We start from the raw sequence: 19,139 nt of genomic DNA on the forward strand, positions 1-19,139 counted from the left end.
CAGAACTAGGAGATGGATGATGAAGAGAATATTCCTTGCACTATTAATAGCAATACTTGCAACTTCCGCGGTACTAGATATTAAGAATTACGTATTAGGCAACAAGTTTGATCAAAATAAATTATACGATAGCTCTGGGATATATGAAGGATACCAAGAGGCTAAGGATGACATGACATCGAATTTTACTGATGCTGTAGGTACGAGTGGTTCTATTAACAATCGAATTTATAAACTACCAAACAATCATTACTATACTTTGCAAATGCTAACGGGTAATTATAAAAAATCTACATATTTATATTCTGGGTTAATTGAAATTAAAAATGCTAACGAAACTGAATTAACTTTTCCAAAAAATAAATTAGAGCTGATTGTGGTGAATCATGAATTTAAAGATAAGTCATGGCAGGTGAAGAGTAAAGTTGGAACTTTTGATTTTGTAGCCGGTGACTTTGGTAATTCAAATCCAGATGATAGAAAGATGTCTGATGATGATGGTAAGAGAGGTCTTAGAATATCATTAACACCTAAAAAAGGTGTCACACGAATTAACAATAACGGAATTTGGTTAGATCATGCGAATTTCAAGGTTGGTATGCAAAACCAAATGAAAGTATATAAAAGTGAACAAAAAGCAATAAAATCGGTGAAAAAGGATGATTTCGGTAAACTACTTGGTGTGATTCAAACAAAAGATATGAATTTTCATATTTTTAGGAATCAAGTGGATGTATTTAAAGAGATTACAGTAATTCCAGTAAGTCTTAAAGACAATCAAATAAAAGCAGGTAAGTTCGAACGTTTCACATTTGAAAAAGGTGATGGGATTAAAGAAGTCATTGAAGAGCGTATTGATGATGTAGATTATATACTCAATTTCCAACAGAATAGTGAAAATATTAAAAAGATGAAAGATCAATTGAAAGATGGAAATATGCATATTGCAGTGGAAGTTAGAGGTGAAAAGAATGCAAAATGATATGACAATGAAGGACGCTGTAATTGCATTTTGGATGAGAGGTTTTCAATTTTCTGGACGAGCGAGACGAAGAGAATATTGGTTAAATGTATTGGGTACATTATTAATAGGATTTTCTTTATGGGCAATTATATTTATCATTGATGCTATTATGAATTACCGCTTTCATTTAAGCGATCATTTTAATTTTTTTAGATCTGAAATATTTCCTTATATCGCTACAATTCCAACTATGGCCCAAACTAGTCGTAGATTACAGGATATTAATATTAATGGTAAAGTTGCGATTGTTATTATGACAATTGATATCATTATTAGTTTCATTTCAACTCATGTATATTCAATCTTCCCGGTTGATTTTACGAATATGGGTGGCGTCACACCGATGCTTATCGTAACATTTATATTACTAATACCTTGGTTATTCCTATTTATTTGTAACTTTATTCGTGGTAACCATGGTCCAAATAAATATGGTGAAGATCCAAAACAAATTATGTAGGATATATAGAAAAAATTCGTAACCTTAATGGCTACGAATTTTTTTGTTTATCCTGTCAATATATCTTCTTTAGGATAGCTGTATAGTTGTTTGTTTGGTTTAGAGAATGTTAGAACCATTGTAAGGACACCGACTTTACCAATCATCATCATAAGAATGATAAGTAGTTTACCAATGACGGATAGTTTTGCTGTGATGCCTATTGTTAGTCCAACTGTTCCAAATGCTGAAATAACTTCAAACATCAGCGGTAAGAATGGGAGGTCGGGTTCAGCCATAACTAAACAGAATGTGATTGTAAAACAGAATCCTGAGCTCAGTACTGCAACGGCTAAACTTTTAAATAAGAAACGTGTTTCAATTGTACGTTTAAATAAACTTAAATGTTCATTTTGTTTGATGTAACTTAAAGTACCAAAGAGTATCACAACCGTGGTCGTTAGTTTAATGCCGCCAGCAGTGGATGTTGGTCCACCACCTATAAACATTAGTAACATCATTAATAGTATTGTTGGTGTGGTTAATGCACCAATGTCTATTGTATTAAACCCAGCCGTTCGCGTAGTAATCGCTTGGAAGTACGACATTTGTAATTGGTCAAAGGTTGAATGTCCACCAATCGTTGCTTTGTTGCTATATTCTAAAAGAAAAATAGCAAGTGTTGCAAATAAGTTAATCAGTAATGTCCCTATCAACATCACTTTAGTATGAACACGTAGATGTCTATATTGCTTTGTTTTATATAAATCTAATATGACAGTAAATCCAATCCCCCCAATAATGATTAAACTAGTAATAATAAAATTTATAATGGGATTTGTTTGATATCCTACTAGGTTATCACTGTGTAGTGCAAACCCTGCGTTATTAAATGCACTGACAGCTGTAAAAATACTATTGAATAGCCCTTTTCGAAATCCAAGTATTGGAATCCATTCCAATGCGAGTAAAAATGCACCAATACTTTCAAATATTAAACTGACAAAGAATAAAATCAATACAAGTCTAATAATACCACCCGTATTCTGCTGATTCAGTGCTTCAGTTGCGAGTGAGCGGCCTTTAAATCCTACTTTCTTACCGAGCATAATAAATACAATCATCGCTAAAGTTATAATTCCTAAGCCACCACATTGGACGAGTAGCATAATAATGATATATCCAATGTAATTAAAGTGTTGCGTAATATCGATTGTTGCAAGACCTGTAACGGTAAATGCACTTGTAGCAATAAACAAACAATCAACAAAAGAAGTTGGTTGTTTTTGAGAGAAAGGCATATAAAGTAATAACGAACCGATAATTAAAAATACTAAAAATGAACTGATAATAATCAAATATGGGTTAGATATTTTAAATTTACGTTTTTTTATCATCGTTATGCCTCTTTATTGTAGGATGTAAGTAAGGATAGCGTACATTAAGTTGACAAAAAATACAATTAAAATTTTTTCATCAATATGTATATAAAAATATTAATTTAAACTAACTATATTGCATTATTCACTAGTAGATGATACGATATAGTTGTAAAAGACATAGACAACCATATCTGATTAGATATATTATACGTTTAATTTAAATTTTTTTATTTTACTATATCGAAATGTCTACTAGTGAGAGGAGGAGCAATATGAACATTCAATTGAAAAAGGGTGTTTTAGAACTGGTCGTATTACAAGAGATTGTAATCAACGATCAATACGGATATGATTTATCACAAAATATTTCAGAACATTTATCCATAGCAGACGGTACCCTTTATCCAATGTTAAGACGACTTGTATCAGAAGGATATCTAGAAACGTATATGGGAAAAACTTCAGGAGGTCCTGCAAGAAAGTATTACACAATTACTGAAGAAGGCAGATTACATTTAGAGCATTTAAAAAATGAATGGTATGACATGGTAAAAGCAGTGGACGCGTTAATCAAGAAGGGAGGACAAAAACATGAATAAACACGGTTATTTAACTGCACTGAGTAAAGAGTTGAAAGGCTTGCCCCAAGGTGAATATGATTCACTTATGTTTGAATATGAATCACACTTTGAAGATGGTGCACTGGACGGTAGGAGCGATACTGAAATTATGAATGAACTGGGTGACCCAGTTCAAGTTGGGAAAGAACTTAGAGCGATGTATCATGTGACAAAAGCGAAGTCTGATCCAAGTACGTCTAATGTCGCGCAGATGATATTCTCGATTGTTGGATTAAGCTTCTTGAACTTGTTTGTACTACTTATACCTTTCATCATATATGTAAGTATTATGGTAGCTTTCGCATTTGGAGCATTAATGATGGTATTGTCACCTATATTCTTAGTCATGGACGTAATATTTAACGGTATGCAAGCTGTAAATCTATTTGAAATATTTATGACGGTATTCTGTGTGGGATTTGGATTGCTTTTTGGACTTGCATTACTAAAAGTCATGCAATTTGTGAACCGATTTATTGTGAAGTACATCAAATTCAATAAAAATATCATTCAAGGAGGGTACGAATCATGAAGAAAATTTTAATGATTGCACTGAGCTTAATGGTCATAGGGATGATTGGTATGGCAATAAGTAGTATGGTATTTGGTATTGGTAGTACTTACGGACAATATAATCATGAAGAAGTGATTACTAAAGATTTTAAACAAGTTGATATTGAAGTGAATACGTTGTCGATGGAAGTCATCAATACAAAGGATAACGAAGCTGCAATTGAAATTAAGAATGCCAAAAATGAAAATCAAGTGAAGTATGAAGTCCAAGATGATACTTTAAAAATTACGGGTGGAGAATCAAAAGGGATTAACGTTGACTTCAACTTTGGCTTTACTGAAGAAGAAGATAATATGAAAGTCATCGTACATTTACCGCAAACCCAATATGAACAATTTAAAGTTAATGCAGACGTAGGTGATATCGATATTGATACACTCGATGCTAAAGTTGCTACAATTGATTTAAATGTAGGTGATGTTAAAGTAAATGAAGTGCTAGCAAAAGACCTTCAATTTAAGGTCGATGTCGGAGATTTAACATTAAGAAATATAAATAAAGATATCAATTTAAAAGGTAACGTTAATGTAGGTAATGCAGATATTTACTACAAAGAAAAACCAGACAATGTTAATATTGTCACTGATACAAAAATGGGTGATATAACATTAAACGATGTGATTCCAAAAGGCGGTATGGTTGGTAAAGGGGAACACAAGATTGATTTAGAATCTAATATGGGCGATATATCTATCGATTTAGAATAAATTAAAAATCATGCTGTTGATATTATTCAACAGCATGATTTTTTTGTTTTTATAGAAAAGATATTATTTTTTTAAGCCTTCAGGGAACGGTGAGATATCAATACCAAATACAAAAGGTACGATTAAGTATACGGCAATGACAATAATGACGCAGGCGATTAAGTTAAGCCAGAATCCGGTAGATGCCATTTCTCGTATACTCACTTTACCTGTACCAAATACGATGGCGTTTGGTGGTGTTCCAACAGGTAACATGAAAGCACAGTTAGCGCCCATTGCAGCTGGAATCATCAATGCTAAAGGATGTACGTTGATTGCGAGTGCCAGTGCTGCTAAGATTGGTAGGATCATTGTGGCAGTTGCTGTATTTGATGTAATTTCTGTTAAGAATAATACAAATAAAGCGGTCACTGTAATGATTAAGATAATTGGCATCCCTTTTAGTAAAATCAATTGATCACTTAACCAAGCATCGAGTTTACTTGTTGTTATAGCATTCGCCAGCGCTAGCCCACCACCGAATAATAGTAATACACCCCAAGGTATTTCTTTTGCTACTGACCAATCAAGTAAACGACCTGATTTTCTTTTTGTAGGAATCATAAATAATAGAATTGAAATAAACATTGCGATTGTTCCATCTTGTATGAGCTTGAGTGCTGGGATGTTAGCAAAGAAGAAACCACGGACAATCCAAAGTGTTGCTGCAAGTAAGAAGATAGCTAATATAATTTTTTCTTCACGTGTTGTCTTTCCGAGCTTTTGTAATTCACGATCGATAACTTCTTTACCTCCAGGGAGTTCAGTCATATCAGATTTGAACGCAAAGTGATGTAAATAAAGCCATGTAATGAGTAAAAGAATAATGACACTTGGTACTCCGACAACCATCCATTGTCCAAAGCCAATTTCAAATCCAAATATTTCTTTCATTTGCCCAGCAAGTAATATTAGGGGTGGCGTTCCAATTAATGTCCCCATACCACCAATCGTCCCAGCATATCCGATTGCGAGTACTAAAGTTTTCTCGAACTTTCTTAAATTTTCTGTGACTTGATTCGAACTTAATACTTCAGCCTCAGCAATTAATGCTAAGCCAATTGGAATCATAATCATAACCGCAGCAGTATTAGACACGAACATACTCATCACACCCGTTGCCATCATAAAACCTAATATAATTTTGGAGGTTGTTGTGCCAACTTTTTGGATAATATTTAAAGCAATACGTGTATGTAAGTTCCACTGTTCCATTGCGATGGCTAAAATAAAACCACCCATAAACAAGAAGATAATATCATTTCCATAATTTGCTGCAACTTTTCCAGCATCCATAATTTGTCCCATTGGAAATAATACGAGTGGTAATAACGATGTGACAGCGATAGGAATGGGTTCAGTAATCCACCATGTCGCAATCCAGAGTGTTGCTGCAAGAACGAAACGTGCAGGTCCAACTAGTCCTGGTGGTTGAATAAAAAATTGAAATAATATGAATAATAATGGCCCTAAAATCAACCCAATCAATTGAACTTTGTTATACCCAACAGCATGGTGGATATCAAGTTCAGGCTCTGAAAAATGCGTCAAATAATCTTTCTTTTGAATCGGAAATTTCACCCAAGTTCCCCCTTTAATAAATTGAATTATCAGTATATAAATATTGTATCAAAATTATGTATCTTTATGAAAGGGGTTACAAAGGTGAAATGTGTAAAATAACTATTCAATTTATTATCAAATATAATAAGTAAAAATTATATTTTAAATTAAAACAAATTATTAATTAATGCTTTTTACGATTTCACCATCCTTAATAACAACTTTAATATTATCGGTAACTCTTAACACGCTGATATCTTTAAGAGGATCTTTATCAACTAATATCAGGTCAGCTAAATAGTCTTTTTCAATTTTTCCTAATTTATCAATACACAGACACTCTGCTGCAGTTAATGTCGATGCTCGAATCGCTTCTATTGGTGTCATACCATGTTCAACCATTAATTCCAACTCTCTAAGATTTGTCCCATGTTTAAAGACACCTGCATCAGTCCCCATAGCTATTTTTACCCCTTTTTGATGCGCAAGTTTAAAGCTATTGATGTGATCTTGTAATACCTCATTAGATTTATCTATGGCCACTTGACTCATCCCTAATTCTTCTGCAAATTCTAATACAGAAACTGGTGCTAGAAGCGTAGGTACTAAATATGTCCCTTTATCAACCATTTTTTCTGCGACCTCATCGTCTAAATATATTCCATGTTCAATTGAATGAATGCCTGCTTCAACACATTGTTTAATACCTTCTAGACCTTGTGCATGAGCCATTACTTTTAAGTTATTTCTAAACTTTGCTTCTTCAACAATAACTTTCAATTCATCCAATGAGAACTGTGTAAAATTTGGATGATCTGTTGGGGAAGATACACCACCAGTTGCATGAACTTTAACAACATCAGCACCAGCACGTAATATCTCTCTTGTTTTTTTTCTAACTTCTTCAATACCATCACATAATCCATGCGGCATTCCTGGATAATTAGCTTGTATTAAATCAAGGATATTTCCAGAGTACTGATAGCCATCTCCGTGTCCGCCAGTGATAGTGAGTGCATTAATACTGACTATCGTTCTTGGTCCAATAAATAATTTATCTTCAATTGCGCGCTTATAACCTAAGTCAGCACCTAATGCATCACGTACAGTAGTAACACCTGCGTCAATAGTACGCTTTGCGTAATCCATTGCTTGATAGAAGTTATATGAAAATGGAGTGGTTAACATTTGCTCAATGGGTTTAAATTCAACCATCATATGAACATGACTGTCTATCATTCCCGGTAGTAAATATTGATTATTAGCATTAATTACAATATCAGCATCTTCTTTTTGATTAAAGGACTGAATCTTGTTATCAACGATATAAACACTTTTTTGTTCCTTATATCGACCACTATCTACATCTAAAATATTTACATTATTAATTAAAATACTCATGCGAATCCTCCTATATAATTAATCATTAAATTAAATCCATTACAAAACTTGCAATAAAAACAGATGAAATTGTTACTGTAACAAATCCTCCAATTAACATCGGAGTCACCAATTCATTCATAATCTGTTCAGTCTCAACTTCATTCTTCCCATGACTACGTGCAACTTCTTGACATAAAATATAATCACCAGGAAATCCAAACAAAGCTGTTAATGCAACAGGCATCCCTTTATTAACAGGCCACTTAAGTAATTTAGATGCAATAAATCCCCCTAAAGTTATCCCCAGAGATCCTAAAAGTAATATGCCTAAAACTGGAGCAATATTTTGTAAAACATCTTGAGGTTTAACTCCACCCATTGATCCAATTACGACAAAGATGACAGCAATAACAAAAAAATTAAGTGAATTTGCTTTTTCCAAAGCATTTTGAGGAAGTACTTTAGTATTCAATAATAAAATACCAAATATTAAACAAAATATTGTAAAGTGAATACCGGTAATTTTCCCTAACCAAATTCCAATTGAAGCGAAAACAAAAATAATAAATAAACGCACTGTGTTGTTATTTAGAATCGTGATTTTAGAATGAGTATTTAACTCTTTTTTTACATCCAATGCTTGTATTTCTTCATTTCTCAATCGCTGAACATAATCTTTAGAGATATACTGATTCATAAAATAAGATGCAAGAGGCATTCCGATGACGCCTTGAAGAGCTTGTACCAATGAAGGGACAACGATAAGAGAAGTTAGACCAAGTGCAGTTAACTTTTCGTTGGTAATGAGTAAAGCAATTACCCCTCCAGCAACCGGACCTAAACCGCTGGCTGCAGTAGGGAAGCCATAAATTGGAGTAATAATTCCTAAAATTAACAAGGTGGCCCCGATAAGACCTGCAAGAGATATAACAACTGCTTTCCATTGAACTTTAAGAACGCTGATTGGCATTATTGTACCCATATGTAATATAAGTGGCCCAATAAGTACTGCACCTAATGCGGGTAAGGTAGAATATTCTAGTATTTTAGGTGGAAAGATGCCTAGCCATGATAAAAGAAGAAATCCTAACATAGCAGTAAGTAACATAGGGACTCTTGCACGTGTATAAATAGAGATGACCTCACCTAGTGCAATGAGTGAGAAAATAATTGTTGTTGCAATAATCGGTTCTTTAATCATAACTATCATCCTTTCTTTTATAAATTACTGACTATTTTAACACTTTAAAGCGTTGTGTCAATAAAAAATCAGAATATTTACATTATTTAAATAATAATTAATATATTTATTACAAAATTAACTTTTGCTTTAGTACAAACTCCTATATAATCAACTAAGAGAAATTCAAACATTAAGGATGTTAGAAATGAATTATTTTATCGTTGGCGATATACATGGATGCTACAATACTTTAAAGAAGATATTGAAAAATTGGAATCCGAAAGAAGAACAGTTAATGTTTGTTGGGGATTATATTAACAAAGGAAAACACTCAAAAGAAGTTGTGCAACTTGTAAGGAAATTACAAAGTGAATATTCAAATACTGTTTGTATTAAAGGGAATCATGAATATCAAATGTCAAAATATATTTTTCAAAATACGCCGAATCATCAAATGAAAGAGAATTATAAATATACGATTGAGCATTACGACTTAAGGCATAAATTTTTAAGTGATGCGAAATGGATGCGCAATCTACCAATGTATTACGAGAATGATGCGATATACGTGTCACATGCAGGTGTAAACTTTCTGGGGTTTAGGAAGTTCCATAATGAAAGTATGTGGAGTGTATTACGATTTCGAGGGAAATTGAAGAAAATGAAGAAACTACAAGTCATCGGCCATACTCCGACAGAAATAGGTAAACCGATTTATTTAAAGCAGTATAATACTTTAAATATTGATGCAGGTGCTGGTAACCATGATGCGATGGCAGCGGTTGTCATCAATAAAAATGGTAAATTAATAAGAACATATGTTGAAAAAGTTATGAAAAATGATTATTAGCATGAAAAAAGTGGACCAAACGGTCCACTTTTTTTATCCCATATTCTTCACACTCTTTGGAGTGATTTTTACAATTTTATTAATATTGATTGAACAAGTTGATTGTTCATCGTTAATAGGCAAGAATCCAGTTTCATTTAAGTCTAACTTTTTAATAAAGTTATTAAATGCGATTTTTTCGTCTGTTGTAAAGAATTCCTGATGGTTTACTTTCTCTCCGTTGTCTAATTGAATTTCGATGTTTAAATAATTGCTTTCGGCATCCATTTAAATTAATAACTCCTTTTATATAATAATTTCTTCAGTATGTGATATTCCCGTGTGACAATAATATAAACATTTCATTCAAACAGTTGTTTGAATGTTCGTTTTACAGTATACTATAATCAAATGAATGTTTGAATGATGAGGTGAACATAATGGCAAAAGGTGAATGTGATGTGTATTTATTTGATGAAGTAAAAGTGGAACGTGTAAAGGAACAGCAAGATTTAGTCGATTTAAATCCTGTGCTTGTTATATATAAGGCATTGGCGGACGAAAAGCGATTAAAGATTTGCTTTAGCTTATTACTGGAAGATGAATTATGCGTGTGTGACATAGCTAATATTTTAGGGGCAAGTGTTGCGACGACAAGTCATCATTTAAGATATTTAAACCAAACCAAAGTATTAGATTTTAGAAAAGATGGAAAAAATGCATTCTATCGATTAAAAGATGATCACATTAAGACTTTAATTCGTACAGCATTAGCGCATGGAGGTGAGTCTGATGAGTAAAGCGCATGAAAGTTATCGTTTAGAGGGACTTAGTTGTACGAATTGTGCAGCGAAATTCGTTAAGAACATTGAAGCAATTCCCGGTGTTGAAGGAGTCGATTTAAACTTTGGAGCGGCCAAATTAAATGTAGCTGGAGAAGTGTCAATTGAGCAGTTAGAAGAAGCGGGTAAGTTTGATCATATTAAAGTAAGACCAGCAAATGTACGACGTGTACAAAAAATACCATTTTATAAGAATAAAGCGCACTTACCATTCGCGATAGCCCTTGTATTATTTATTGCAGGTTTGATATTGAGTGTTAATTTTGGAGAAGAGAGCTGGTATACACGAGCATTTTTTGTTGGTGTAATCATCATTGGAGGTTACGCGCTATTTTTAGAAGGATTATCACAACTCTTTAAATTAAATTTTGATATGAACGTATTAATGACTATTGCGATAATTGGTGCAACGTTAATCGGTGAAGTGCAAGAAGGAGCAATGGTCGTCTTATTGTTTGCGATTAGTGAAGCATTGGAAGGTTACGCGATGGAGAAATCTCGTAATAGTATTCAGAGTTTAATTGATTTATCGCCTGAAGTGGCATTAAAACAAGTTGGTAGTGGTTATGAACAGGTTGCAGTAGAAGATTTAGCAATTGGAGATATCGTTCGTATATTACCTGGTAAGAAAGTACCGATAGATGGCAAAATCATCAGAGGTAATAGTAACGTCAATCAATCGAGTATTACGGGCGAAAGTATTCCGGTAGCAAAGTCAATGCATGATGAAGTATTCTCTGGTACATTAAATGAATCCGCGCAGCTCGATATAAGAGTCACTAAGCATAGTCATGAAACGAAACTTGCGAAGATGATTCACTTAGTAGAAGAAGCGCAAAGTGAAAAAGCACCGACCCAAAAATTTGTTGATAAATTTGCGAAATACTACACGCCGTTGATTTTGTTAATTTCATTTCTTGTAATTGTTGTACCACCAATGTTTGGAGGGGACTTTAAACATTATTTATATCAAGGGTTATCTGTACTAGTCGTGGGTTGTCCATGTGCGTTAGTAGTTTCAACTCCGGTTGCTATAGTAACGGCAATTGGTAGTGCTGCACGTCAAGGTATCCTTATTAAAGGAGGTATTCATTTAGAGAACGCTGGTCGAATTGATACGATTGCCTTTGATAAAACCGGTACTTTAACAAAAGGGGAACCTGTCGTAGTAGACCGTGTGGATTTAGTAGATTTAACTGAGGAAGAGCTAAATATTGCGTACTCACTCGAACAAGATGCAGGTCACCCATTGAGTAAAGCAATTGTGAATCATCTAAATGATCAAGAGATTATAGAACTTACTGACTATGAAGTTGTAACAGCTAGAGGTGTGCAAGCTGTTTATCGTGGCACTATATATCGTATTGGACAAAGTAAGTTCTTTAAGCTAAATAAAGAAGATGCTTTTGAAATCGAAAAAAGAGAAATGCCAGGTACAACGAAAGTGCTATTTGGGACTGAAAATAAGATTATGGCTATTTTCTTTATTCAAGATACACTAAGAGATGAAGCTATAGAAGTGATTGGAGCACTTAATAAACAAGGTGTCGATACCATTATGTTAACAGGTGATAATAAAGTAGTTGCGACTGCGATTGGGAATACGTTAAAGATTACGCACGTGCATTCAGAATTGTTACCTGAAGATAAATTAAAATTAATTAAAGATTACCAACATCAGCAACACCATGTTGCGATGGTAGGTGACGGTGTTAATGATGCACCAGCGCTAGCTCAAGCAGACGTTGGTTTCTCCATGGGTGGTGCTGCAACAGACACCGCAATTGAGACAGCGGATATTACATTTATGAAAGATAATCTGAGTGACTTACCAAAAGTCATTAGACTAAGCAAACGTACCTTAAATATTATTAAACAAAATATTGGCTTTGCGTTAGGATTAAAATTAATTGCGATTCTGCTTGTTATTCCGGGTTGGTTAACGTTATGGATTGCAATCTTTGCAGATATGGGGGCAACGCTATTAGTTACTTTAAATAGCTTGAGATTACTTAAGAAATAAATAGAGTGATATTAGTTGATACCTGATGCATAGATGATTATAATGAATTTACTATTTTGAAGGAGGTGTCAAATATGGAACTCATACTAAGTTTATTAAGTGAAGATTTATTATTAAAATATATTACATTTCGCTTATTGTATTTAGTACCATACTTTGCCGCCTTTTTATTCGTCTTGCTTCATATGAAACTCTATTTAAAAGTTAATCAAGAGTGGTATTTAGCACGATTTTGCGAAGCATTACAAAATGTTGAAACCTTTATTTTTTCACCTATTTTGAAATGGCGTATTAAGTGTCTTACCAAAATGAGCGACGAAGTAGATGCACCTCCTATATATTAATCATTTATTAATATATAGGAGGATAAGATATTGAGAAAATTAATAAGTATTTTAATGGTGTTAACATTTATATTAAGTGGTTGTGGTGCACAAGATGAGGGCTTTTTTCATAATGGCATCGTGCAACCATTCACGGATTTAATTACTTTCTTTGCAGGATTCTTTGATGGTAGCTTCGGTATGGGGATAGTCCTTGTAACATTATGTGTAAGATTCTTATTAATGCCGATGATGATTAGTTCATTTAAAAATCAAAAGAAAATGCAGGCAAGTATGAAAGTTGCACAACCTAAAATTAAAGCAATTCAAGAAAAAATAAAATCAGTAAAAGATCCAGAAGAAAAGAATGCACTATCTCAAGAGTTAATGAAAATATACGGAGAACATAATATCAATCCTTTAAATATAGGGTGTTTACCTATCATTGTACAAATGCCGATATTAACAGGATTATACTTTGCGATTACCCATAGCAAAGCAATAGCCGCACAAAGCTTCATGTGGTTCAACCTTGGCACGCCAGATGTGTGGATGATGTTAATCGCCGGAGCGTTATACTTTGTCCAGTCATGGGTTTCAATAGAGTATATGCCAGAAGAAAGTCGTAAACAAATGTGGCCAATGGCAATTATGAGTCCGCTTATGATAGTATTTGTGAGTTTTCATTCACCCGCTGCGTTACCATTATATTGGTCTGTCGGCGCAATTGTGTTGATATTCCAACAATATATTTCAAATAAACTATTTAGTGATATTAGATAAATTAATGCCTCACCTCAAAACTGTAAAAATACTTCTCCTACGTTATAATGTAGTAAAGCATACAGATGAAGGTGGGGGATTTTTTATGTGGATTGATATTTCTCAAACGTTAAAACCTGGTATTGCCAATTGGCCAGGAGATACACCTTTTGTATATCAAATAGATGCTTCAAAAGCAGACAACCAAGGTGCTAATGTCGGTAGTATTCAAATGAGTTTGCATATTGGAACACATTTAGATGCACCGTATCATTATTCTAATGAGGGTATCACAATTGATGAACTCGACATTAATCGTTTAATGGGAGATGCACAAGTGATTGAACTCATTGATGAAGAAGTGGTCACGCCAAAGCTCTTAGAAAGAATAGATATTGACCAAAAGATTGTTCTATTCAAATCTATGTATAGTAAAGATGAGAGTATATTTCTAGGTGATTTTATGACCTTTACGTCTGAAGCAATCGGTTATCTAGCAGAGCAAGGGGTTGAAGTAATTGGTACTGATATGCCAAGTATTGATCCTGTGGAGAATACGTCGCTAGATGCACATATGGCTTGTTTAAATCATCAAATATTAATATTAGAGAACTTAGAATTAAACAAAGTCCGTGATGGGTATTATGAATTTATTGGGTTACCCCTAAAAATTCAAGCGGATGCAAGTCCTGTTAGAGCAATTGTTAGAAGGAAATAATGGATGAGGTGAAGCTACATGCGTATCGGTATTATTGGTGCAGGGATTGGTGGTTTAACGGCTGCGATTGCACTAAAATCTACTGGACATGAAGTAGATATATTTGAAAAGCGTCACGTGTTAAAACAACCAGGTGTAGGATTAGGTGTAGGTGGTAATGCGATTCGTGCATTGAAGCAGTTTGGACTAGACGAATCTATCCGTAAAGCGGGAAATGTGTTACTCGAATGTCAGTTTAGAACTGAGCATGATGAATTGTTAAATGCATTAATCTTATCACTATCGGAAGAAGAGAACGTTACGATACAACGTGAAAAGCTACACGAAATCTTGTTAAATCACAATACAGCGGATATACATTTAATTAAAGATGTAGTGCGCATTAAAGATTTCAATCAACCAACATTAGTCGTACAAGATGGTATCAAATATCATTATGATTTAATCATTGCAGCTGATGGTGTTCATTCTAATATTAGACGACAAATCTTTAAACAAAGTGAGGCAATTTATCAAGGATATACGTGCTTTAGAGGTACTAGTGTGAACGTTCATGTTGATGATAAGACAGCACTTGAATATTGGGGAGAAGACGGAAGATTCGGTATTGTCTCTTTAACAGATAATCAAGTTTATTGGTTCTGTTGTATGAATGCAAAAGAACGAGATAGTGAATTTCGTAATTATAATAAAAAGAAATTACTGCATTACTTCAAAAATTTTCCTGATGCCGTCGTTGAAACAATAAACAAAACAATGGGGGATCCGATTCACCATGATATATATGACATCAATCCACTGAAAACATTCTCAAAGGATCGCGTCGTATTAATAGGCGATGCTGCACATGCAACTACACCTAATATGGGCCAAGGTGCATCATTAGCAATTGAAGATGCGATTTGTTTAACGAATCAAATCAATAAATATCCGATTGACGAAGCGTTGAAATCTTATGATAAACTTAGCGTAAATCATACGAAGAAAGTAATTTTAAAGTCTCGACAAATCGGTAAGTCCGCACAACTTCAAAATAAAATGTTAATTAAAGTACGTAATCAAGCACTGAAATTAATGCCGATTTCATTACTCGAAAAACAAACAATTTTTTTAAGTCATAGACATATAAATTAAGTTAAAATAAAAAAGCTCATATGAGCTTTTTTATTTCAATTGAGTTACTTTTAAATTTTGAATTTCGTTATCTAACTGACTGTCTAAGACTTCAAAGAATGTCATTAGAAATTTAATCTTACCGCGATACTCATACTCATTAAAGATAAGTGGCATCACATCATTTGGATGTATGGGATGTTGTTCAATAGCGTAGTCAATATTATCGAAATAATTTTCAATATCTGTGAATGTTAGTGTAGGTCCTTTTTCTTTAAATAAATCATAATCACCGATGTTGCTTTGCTGACCTGATAAATTCTCATGATAATGATATGCAATTTGTAATAAATTGTATTTAATGCTCTTGAATTTAGAACCAAAGTTATAATTAAACTGGGATTTGCTTAATAACTTTATTTGATTGAGTAGTTGGTCTCTAGAATGTTTCACTTCTGTATAGATTTGATTATTATTATTCATTCGATTCACCTCACAGTTTGATACTTTATATATACCCTGATTGTATTATGTTATGACATTAAAAGGAGAAACTATGCAAATTTCATTAATAAAAGAGTTGAAAAGTTTATATACTGGAGAAGGATTTTCGAGTATTTCGTTCTTCTTAATTTGGCTATACTGTTGTTTTAATCATGAATATTTACAGATTGCCAGACAACCACATATTGCGCTGCCAGTGAATACGTTATGCTTTATTCTCTTCGTAGGTACTTATTTTTGGAAACTCATGTTAAATATAGTTTCGGTCGGGCACAAGATGCATTTAACAACAAAACAAAAACGCTTATTTGTATTTTTTAAACACCTTTCTATTATTCTACTCGTCATTTGTAGTATGCTGTTTATCTATGCGATAGTTACTAAGCGAGATTATATATATTTTGGTTTATTTTTATTTGCCTTTGCCTTTGTAGAATATATTAATTATTTTCATATTCGTTTATCGTATTTAACACCACGAGAGTTTAGGGCATTACTGAAACATAGACGTTTACGAAAGTCACATTTAAATCGCGTTATGCATGAGGAGGCAACAGATTGAATTTAAAACGACAAGAAGAGAAGCATTTAACAGGTGTCCATGCATTAATTGAGATTATTGAACATCAATTAACGGGTGAATTAGATCAATCGACAACTAATTTAATTGAAGAACGTAGGCATGCTTTTGAAGAATTAGGGACAGAGATTTCTGATGATGTCCAAATTGAATATTCACAAGTATTACCATCACTTAAAATGCAAGAAGAGTTACAAGTCAGTCGTGGTAACCTAACTAAACAAATAAAGAAGATGAAAAGTCGACCGTATTTTGGAGCAGTTACGATTTCAGAAGTTGATCAGGATACTGAGAAGTTTTATATCGGACTAAATAGTTTAAAAGACCCTTCTACCGGAGATTTAATCATTTACGATTGGCGCACGCCTATTGCGAGTACTTATTATGAGAATAGATTGGGTGACGTTAGTTATGACGTACCAACCGTTGGGATACAACATGTAACAGTAGAGGATCGTATCCAAATTGTGATAGAAGAGGGTAAATTACTCGATGTCTTTGACTCTGAAATTTATATTGGTGACGACGCATTACAGCATTTGCTCGTAGATACTGCAAAAGACAAAATGAAATCCATTGTTACAACAATTCAAAAAGATCAAAATGCGATAATTCGTATGACGAGCGCCAATGATATCTTAGTATTAGGACCTCCAGGTTCAGGGAAAACTTCGATTGCAATGCAACGTATTGCGTATTTATTGTATTTACATCGTCACAAGATGACAGCCGAACAAATGTTATTTATTACACCAAACGAAATGTTTGGTGATTATATCGCAGACGTTTTACCCGAACTTGGTGAAGCGCCCATTAACGCAACGACATTTTTTAGATTAAAAGATAAGATTAATCGTCGTCACTTCAATGTCGAATCACTCTTTCAAAATATTGAACGCATGCGCGAGGCAGATGTGTTTGAACAGCAAATGTTTAAAGTAAAAAATAGTCCTACTTTACTAAATAAAATGGATCAGAAAATAAAGTCAATTGCTGAGAAAAATATTAAGTTTAACATATTAACAATCGAAGGTATGCCATTTGTCACGACAGAACATTTATCACACTTGTTTTATGATAAGTTTGGAAATGTGCCGATTGATGCGCGTCTTAAAAAGATGCAGATGGAATTAGAACCGCTGTATCAAAAACATTTAGAAAAGGCCATTAAAGAACGTGCTAAAGCATTGAAGAAAGTTACGAAGTATATCGGTACTGATGAAGAACTTGAAGAGCAGGCAAAACGCGAAAAAACAAAGCAATATAAAGTCCTTAAAAATTATATTAAAGATATTCAGTTTATTAATATTGAACGTATTTATTTAAATATATTGAAAACGATTAATCAAGATGTCTATTTAGCAACGCTTGAGCAGTTTAGGAATAAACAAATGCGTTATGAAGACATTGCACCGCTTATTTATTTGTCGATTAGAATAAAAGGCTTATATCGAGAAGGTATGATACAGCACATTATTATTGATGAAGTGCAGGATTATTCTATCGTTCAAATGGCAGCAATCAGTGCAGTTTATCCAAATGCACGTAAGACGATGTTAGGAGACAGCAATCAGATAGTACACCCGACAATAACGTTTGATACGCCACACGATGTTAACGTTATTCATTTAACGAAGTCCTACCGTTCAACAGTCCAAATTACAGAATTTACGAAATCATTAATCGGTAATGAAGATACAGAATCACTAGGTGTAGATGGTGATGCAGTACAATATATAGATTATCAAGCATTTAAGGATCTAGTGAATAAATTGGAATCTGAAAGTATTGCGATTATCGCACGTGATGTACATCATGCAAGTCAAATTCACGAAACGATTGATGATGCAATATTACTTACACATGATCAATATACGTTTAAGAAAGGAAAAGTTGTAATGCCGAATTACATGGCAAAGGGGTTTGAGTTCTCTCATGTGTTTATTATAGGGTATGACGCGTATGATTTAGAACAAGACCAGTTGCTCTTGTATACAATTGCAAGTAGAGCTACACGAAATCTCTATTTAGTAGGTGATATAAGTGATTAGTGTGTTAGATCCAATATTTAATCAGATTCAATTTCAAGTCGAGAGTATTAAACAACTTGCAAATAAGGTTGATATCTTTATGTTAGAACAGGAAATATATCCTGGCGGACGAACATGTTTTGAGTTATTGACACATATTGCATTATTACCTGAAGCGGATTTGATGATTATTAATGGTGCTAGTGCAACTGAAATGCAGGATTACTATTATTATTGGCAAAAAGAAGTGACATCTATTGAACTATTTGAAGCCCGCCTAGAACTAAGTATGAATATATTGATGGATTATTATAATCAGTTGGAAGAAGAAGAATTATTAGAAACAAAAATGACATATTGGCAAACACGTCAAACGTATATTGATTGGCTACTCGTAATATTAACGCATTTAACGCATCATAGATCCCAACTTCATAGTGCAGTTAAACAGTTTGGTGGGGAAATTGAAAAGTTTAATTTATTTGAATAAAAAAAAGCCGA

21 protein-coding genes are annotated in these 19,139 nt (G+C 33.5%); 15 read left to right on the forward strand and 6 right to left on the reverse strand.

Features of this window, described 5'->3' with window-relative positions; translation table 11 throughout:
* Positions 1 to 19: 19 nt before the first annotated feature.
* Both ACMGE9_RS08445 and ACMGE9_RS08450 read left to right on the forward strand, forming a co-directional pair.
* Positions 20 to 982: a hypothetical protein gene (locus tag ACMGE9_RS08445; protein WP_414042357.1), complete on the forward strand. Its 963-nt coding sequence runs from the start codon at positions 20 to 22 to the stop codon at positions 980 to 982.
* Positions 972 to 1,484 (forward strand): DUF805 domain-containing protein, encoded by a 513-nt coding sequence (locus ACMGE9_RS08450; RefSeq protein ID WP_414042358.1) that lies wholly within the window; start codon positions 972 to 974, stop codon positions 1,482 to 1,484. Before ACMGE9_RS08445 ends, ACMGE9_RS08450 begins: the two co-directional genes overlap by 11 nt.
* 47 nt (positions 1,485 to 1,531) lie before the next feature.
* On the opposite strand, the gene ACMGE9_RS08455 is transcribed toward ACMGE9_RS08450, so the two are convergent.
* Positions 1,532 to 2,860: a TrkH family potassium uptake protein gene (locus ACMGE9_RS08455; RefSeq protein ID WP_414042359.1), complete on the reverse strand. Its 1,329-nt coding sequence runs from the start codon at positions 2,858 to 2,860 to the stop codon at positions 1,532 to 1,534.
* A gap of 257 nt (positions 2,861 to 3,117) precedes the next feature.
* Here ACMGE9_RS08455 and ACMGE9_RS08460 point away from each other — a divergent pair, with 257 nt between their 5' ends.
* From ACMGE9_RS08460 to ACMGE9_RS08470, 3 genes are read left to right on the forward strand one after another with little or no spacing between them, the layout of a single operon-like run.
* Positions 3,118 to 3,444: a PadR family transcriptional regulator gene (locus ACMGE9_RS08460; RefSeq protein WP_414042360.1), complete on the forward strand. Its 327-nt coding sequence runs from the start codon at positions 3,118 to 3,120 to the stop codon at positions 3,442 to 3,444.
* On the forward strand, positions 3,437 to 3,997 hold the full coding sequence (locus ACMGE9_RS08465) for an HAAS signaling domain-containing protein (RefSeq protein ID WP_414042361.1): 561 nt from the start codon (positions 3,437 to 3,439) through the stop codon (positions 3,995 to 3,997). The genes ACMGE9_RS08460 and ACMGE9_RS08465 overlap by 8 nt, the downstream gene beginning before the upstream one ends.
* Entirely contained in the window at positions 3,994 to 4,746 is a 753-nt protein-coding gene (locus ACMGE9_RS08470) for a DUF4097 family beta strand repeat-containing protein (protein WP_414042362.1), read from the forward strand. The genes ACMGE9_RS08465 and ACMGE9_RS08470 overlap by 4 nt, the downstream gene beginning before the upstream one ends.
* Before the next feature lie 63 nt (positions 4,747 to 4,809).
* Here the strand turns inward: ACMGE9_RS08470 and ACMGE9_RS08475 are convergent, their stop codons facing one another.
* The 3 genes from ACMGE9_RS08475 to ACMGE9_RS08485 form a co-directional block, all read right to left on the reverse strand.
* Positions 4,810 to 6,366, reverse strand: a complete 1,557-nt coding sequence (locus tag ACMGE9_RS08475; RefSeq protein ID WP_414042363.1) for an SLC13 family permease — start codon at positions 6,364 to 6,366, stop codon at positions 4,810 to 4,812.
* A gap of 162 nt (positions 6,367 to 6,528) precedes the next feature.
* Positions 6,529 to 7,749, reverse strand: a complete 1,221-nt coding sequence (locus ACMGE9_RS08480) for an amidohydrolase family protein (protein ID WP_414042364.1) — start codon at positions 7,747 to 7,749, stop codon at positions 6,529 to 6,531.
* A gap of 25 nt (positions 7,750 to 7,774) precedes the next feature.
* A complete protein-coding gene (locus ACMGE9_RS08485) occupies positions 7,775 to 8,932 on the reverse strand; it encodes a hypothetical protein (protein WP_414042365.1) in 1,158 nt (385 codons plus the stop codon).
* Between the two features lie 187 nt (positions 8,933 to 9,119).
* Here ACMGE9_RS08485 and ACMGE9_RS08490 point away from each other — a divergent pair, with 187 nt between their 5' ends.
* Positions 9,120 to 9,764: a metallophosphoesterase family protein gene (locus ACMGE9_RS08490; protein ID WP_414042366.1), complete on the forward strand. Its 645-nt coding sequence runs from the start codon at positions 9,120 to 9,122 to the stop codon at positions 9,762 to 9,764.
* A 33-nt stretch (positions 9,765 to 9,797) separates the two neighbouring features.
* Here ACMGE9_RS08490 and ACMGE9_RS08495 read toward each other — a convergent pair whose 3' ends face one another.
* Positions 9,798 to 10,031: a hypothetical protein gene (locus ACMGE9_RS08495; protein WP_414042367.1), complete on the reverse strand. Its 234-nt coding sequence runs from the start codon at positions 10,029 to 10,031 to the stop codon at positions 9,798 to 9,800.
* A 149-nt stretch (positions 10,032 to 10,180) separates the two neighbouring features.
* Between ACMGE9_RS08495 and ACMGE9_RS08500 the strand changes: the two genes are divergently transcribed.
* The 6 genes from ACMGE9_RS08500 to ACMGE9_RS08525 all read left to right on the forward strand — a co-directional run bounded on the left by ACMGE9_RS08500 (position 10,181) and on the right by ACMGE9_RS08525 (position 15,545).
* Positions 10,181 to 10,543 carry an ArsR/SmtB family transcription factor gene (locus ACMGE9_RS08500; RefSeq protein ID WP_414044481.1) on the forward strand — a complete coding sequence of 121 codons (363 nt, stop codon included), beginning with the start codon at positions 10,181 to 10,183 and terminating at the stop codon, positions 10,541 to 10,543.
* Entirely contained in the window at positions 10,536 to 12,608 is a 2,073-nt protein-coding gene (locus tag ACMGE9_RS08505) for a heavy metal translocating P-type ATPase (RefSeq protein ID WP_414042368.1), read from the forward strand. The genes ACMGE9_RS08500 and ACMGE9_RS08505 overlap by 8 nt, the downstream gene beginning before the upstream one ends.
* A 74-nt stretch (positions 12,609 to 12,682) precedes the next feature.
* Complete coding sequence (locus tag ACMGE9_RS08510; protein ID WP_414042369.1) at positions 12,683 to 12,952, forward strand: hypothetical protein; 270 nt, start codon at positions 12,683 to 12,685, stop codon at positions 12,950 to 12,952.
* 30 nt (positions 12,953 to 12,982) lie between these two features.
* A complete protein-coding gene (gene yidC, locus ACMGE9_RS08515; RefSeq protein WP_414042370.1) occupies positions 12,983 to 13,714 on the forward strand; it encodes a membrane protein insertase YidC in 732 nt (243 codons plus the stop codon).
* Positions 13,715 to 13,799: 85 nt separating this feature from the next.
* A complete protein-coding gene (locus ACMGE9_RS08520) occupies positions 13,800 to 14,411 on the forward strand; it encodes a cyclase family protein (RefSeq protein ID WP_414042371.1) in 612 nt (203 codons plus the stop codon).
* A gap of 18 nt (positions 14,412 to 14,429) precedes the next feature.
* Positions 14,430 to 15,545 carry an FAD-dependent monooxygenase gene (locus tag ACMGE9_RS08525; RefSeq protein ID WP_414042372.1) on the forward strand — a complete coding sequence of 372 codons (1,116 nt, stop codon included), beginning with the start codon at positions 14,430 to 14,432 and terminating at the stop codon, positions 15,543 to 15,545.
* Between the two features lie 30 nt (positions 15,546 to 15,575).
* On the opposite strand, the gene ACMGE9_RS08530 is transcribed toward ACMGE9_RS08525, so the two are convergent.
* Entirely contained in the window at positions 15,576 to 16,007 is a 432-nt protein-coding gene (locus tag ACMGE9_RS08530) for a DinB family protein (protein WP_414042373.1), read from the reverse strand.
* A gap of 73 nt (positions 16,008 to 16,080) precedes the next feature.
* Between ACMGE9_RS08530 and ACMGE9_RS08535 the strand changes: the two genes are divergently transcribed.
* Genes ACMGE9_RS08535 through ACMGE9_RS08545 form a run of 3 tightly spaced genes read left to right on the forward strand, consistent with a single transcriptional unit; the run spans position 16,081 to position 19,128 of the window.
* Positions 16,081 to 16,590, forward strand: coding sequence for a hypothetical protein (locus tag ACMGE9_RS08535; RefSeq protein ID WP_414042374.1), 510 nt, complete (start codon positions 16,081 to 16,083; stop codon positions 16,588 to 16,590).
* Complete coding sequence (locus tag ACMGE9_RS08540) at positions 16,587 to 18,659, forward strand: HelD family protein (protein WP_414042375.1); 2,073 nt, start codon at positions 16,587 to 16,589, stop codon at positions 18,657 to 18,659. Before ACMGE9_RS08535 ends, ACMGE9_RS08540 begins: the two co-directional genes overlap by 4 nt.
* Positions 18,652 to 19,128, forward strand: a complete 477-nt coding sequence (locus ACMGE9_RS08545) for a DinB family protein (RefSeq protein WP_414042376.1) — start codon at positions 18,652 to 18,654, stop codon at positions 19,126 to 19,128. Before ACMGE9_RS08540 ends, ACMGE9_RS08545 begins: the two co-directional genes overlap by 8 nt.
* Positions 19,129 to 19,139 lie beyond the last annotated feature (11 nt).

The sequence above is a fragment of the Macrococcus animalis genome (genome assembly GCF_047425875.1).
Taxonomy (GTDB): Bacteria; Bacillota; Bacilli; order Staphylococcales; family Staphylococcaceae; genus Macrococcoides; species Macrococcoides animalis.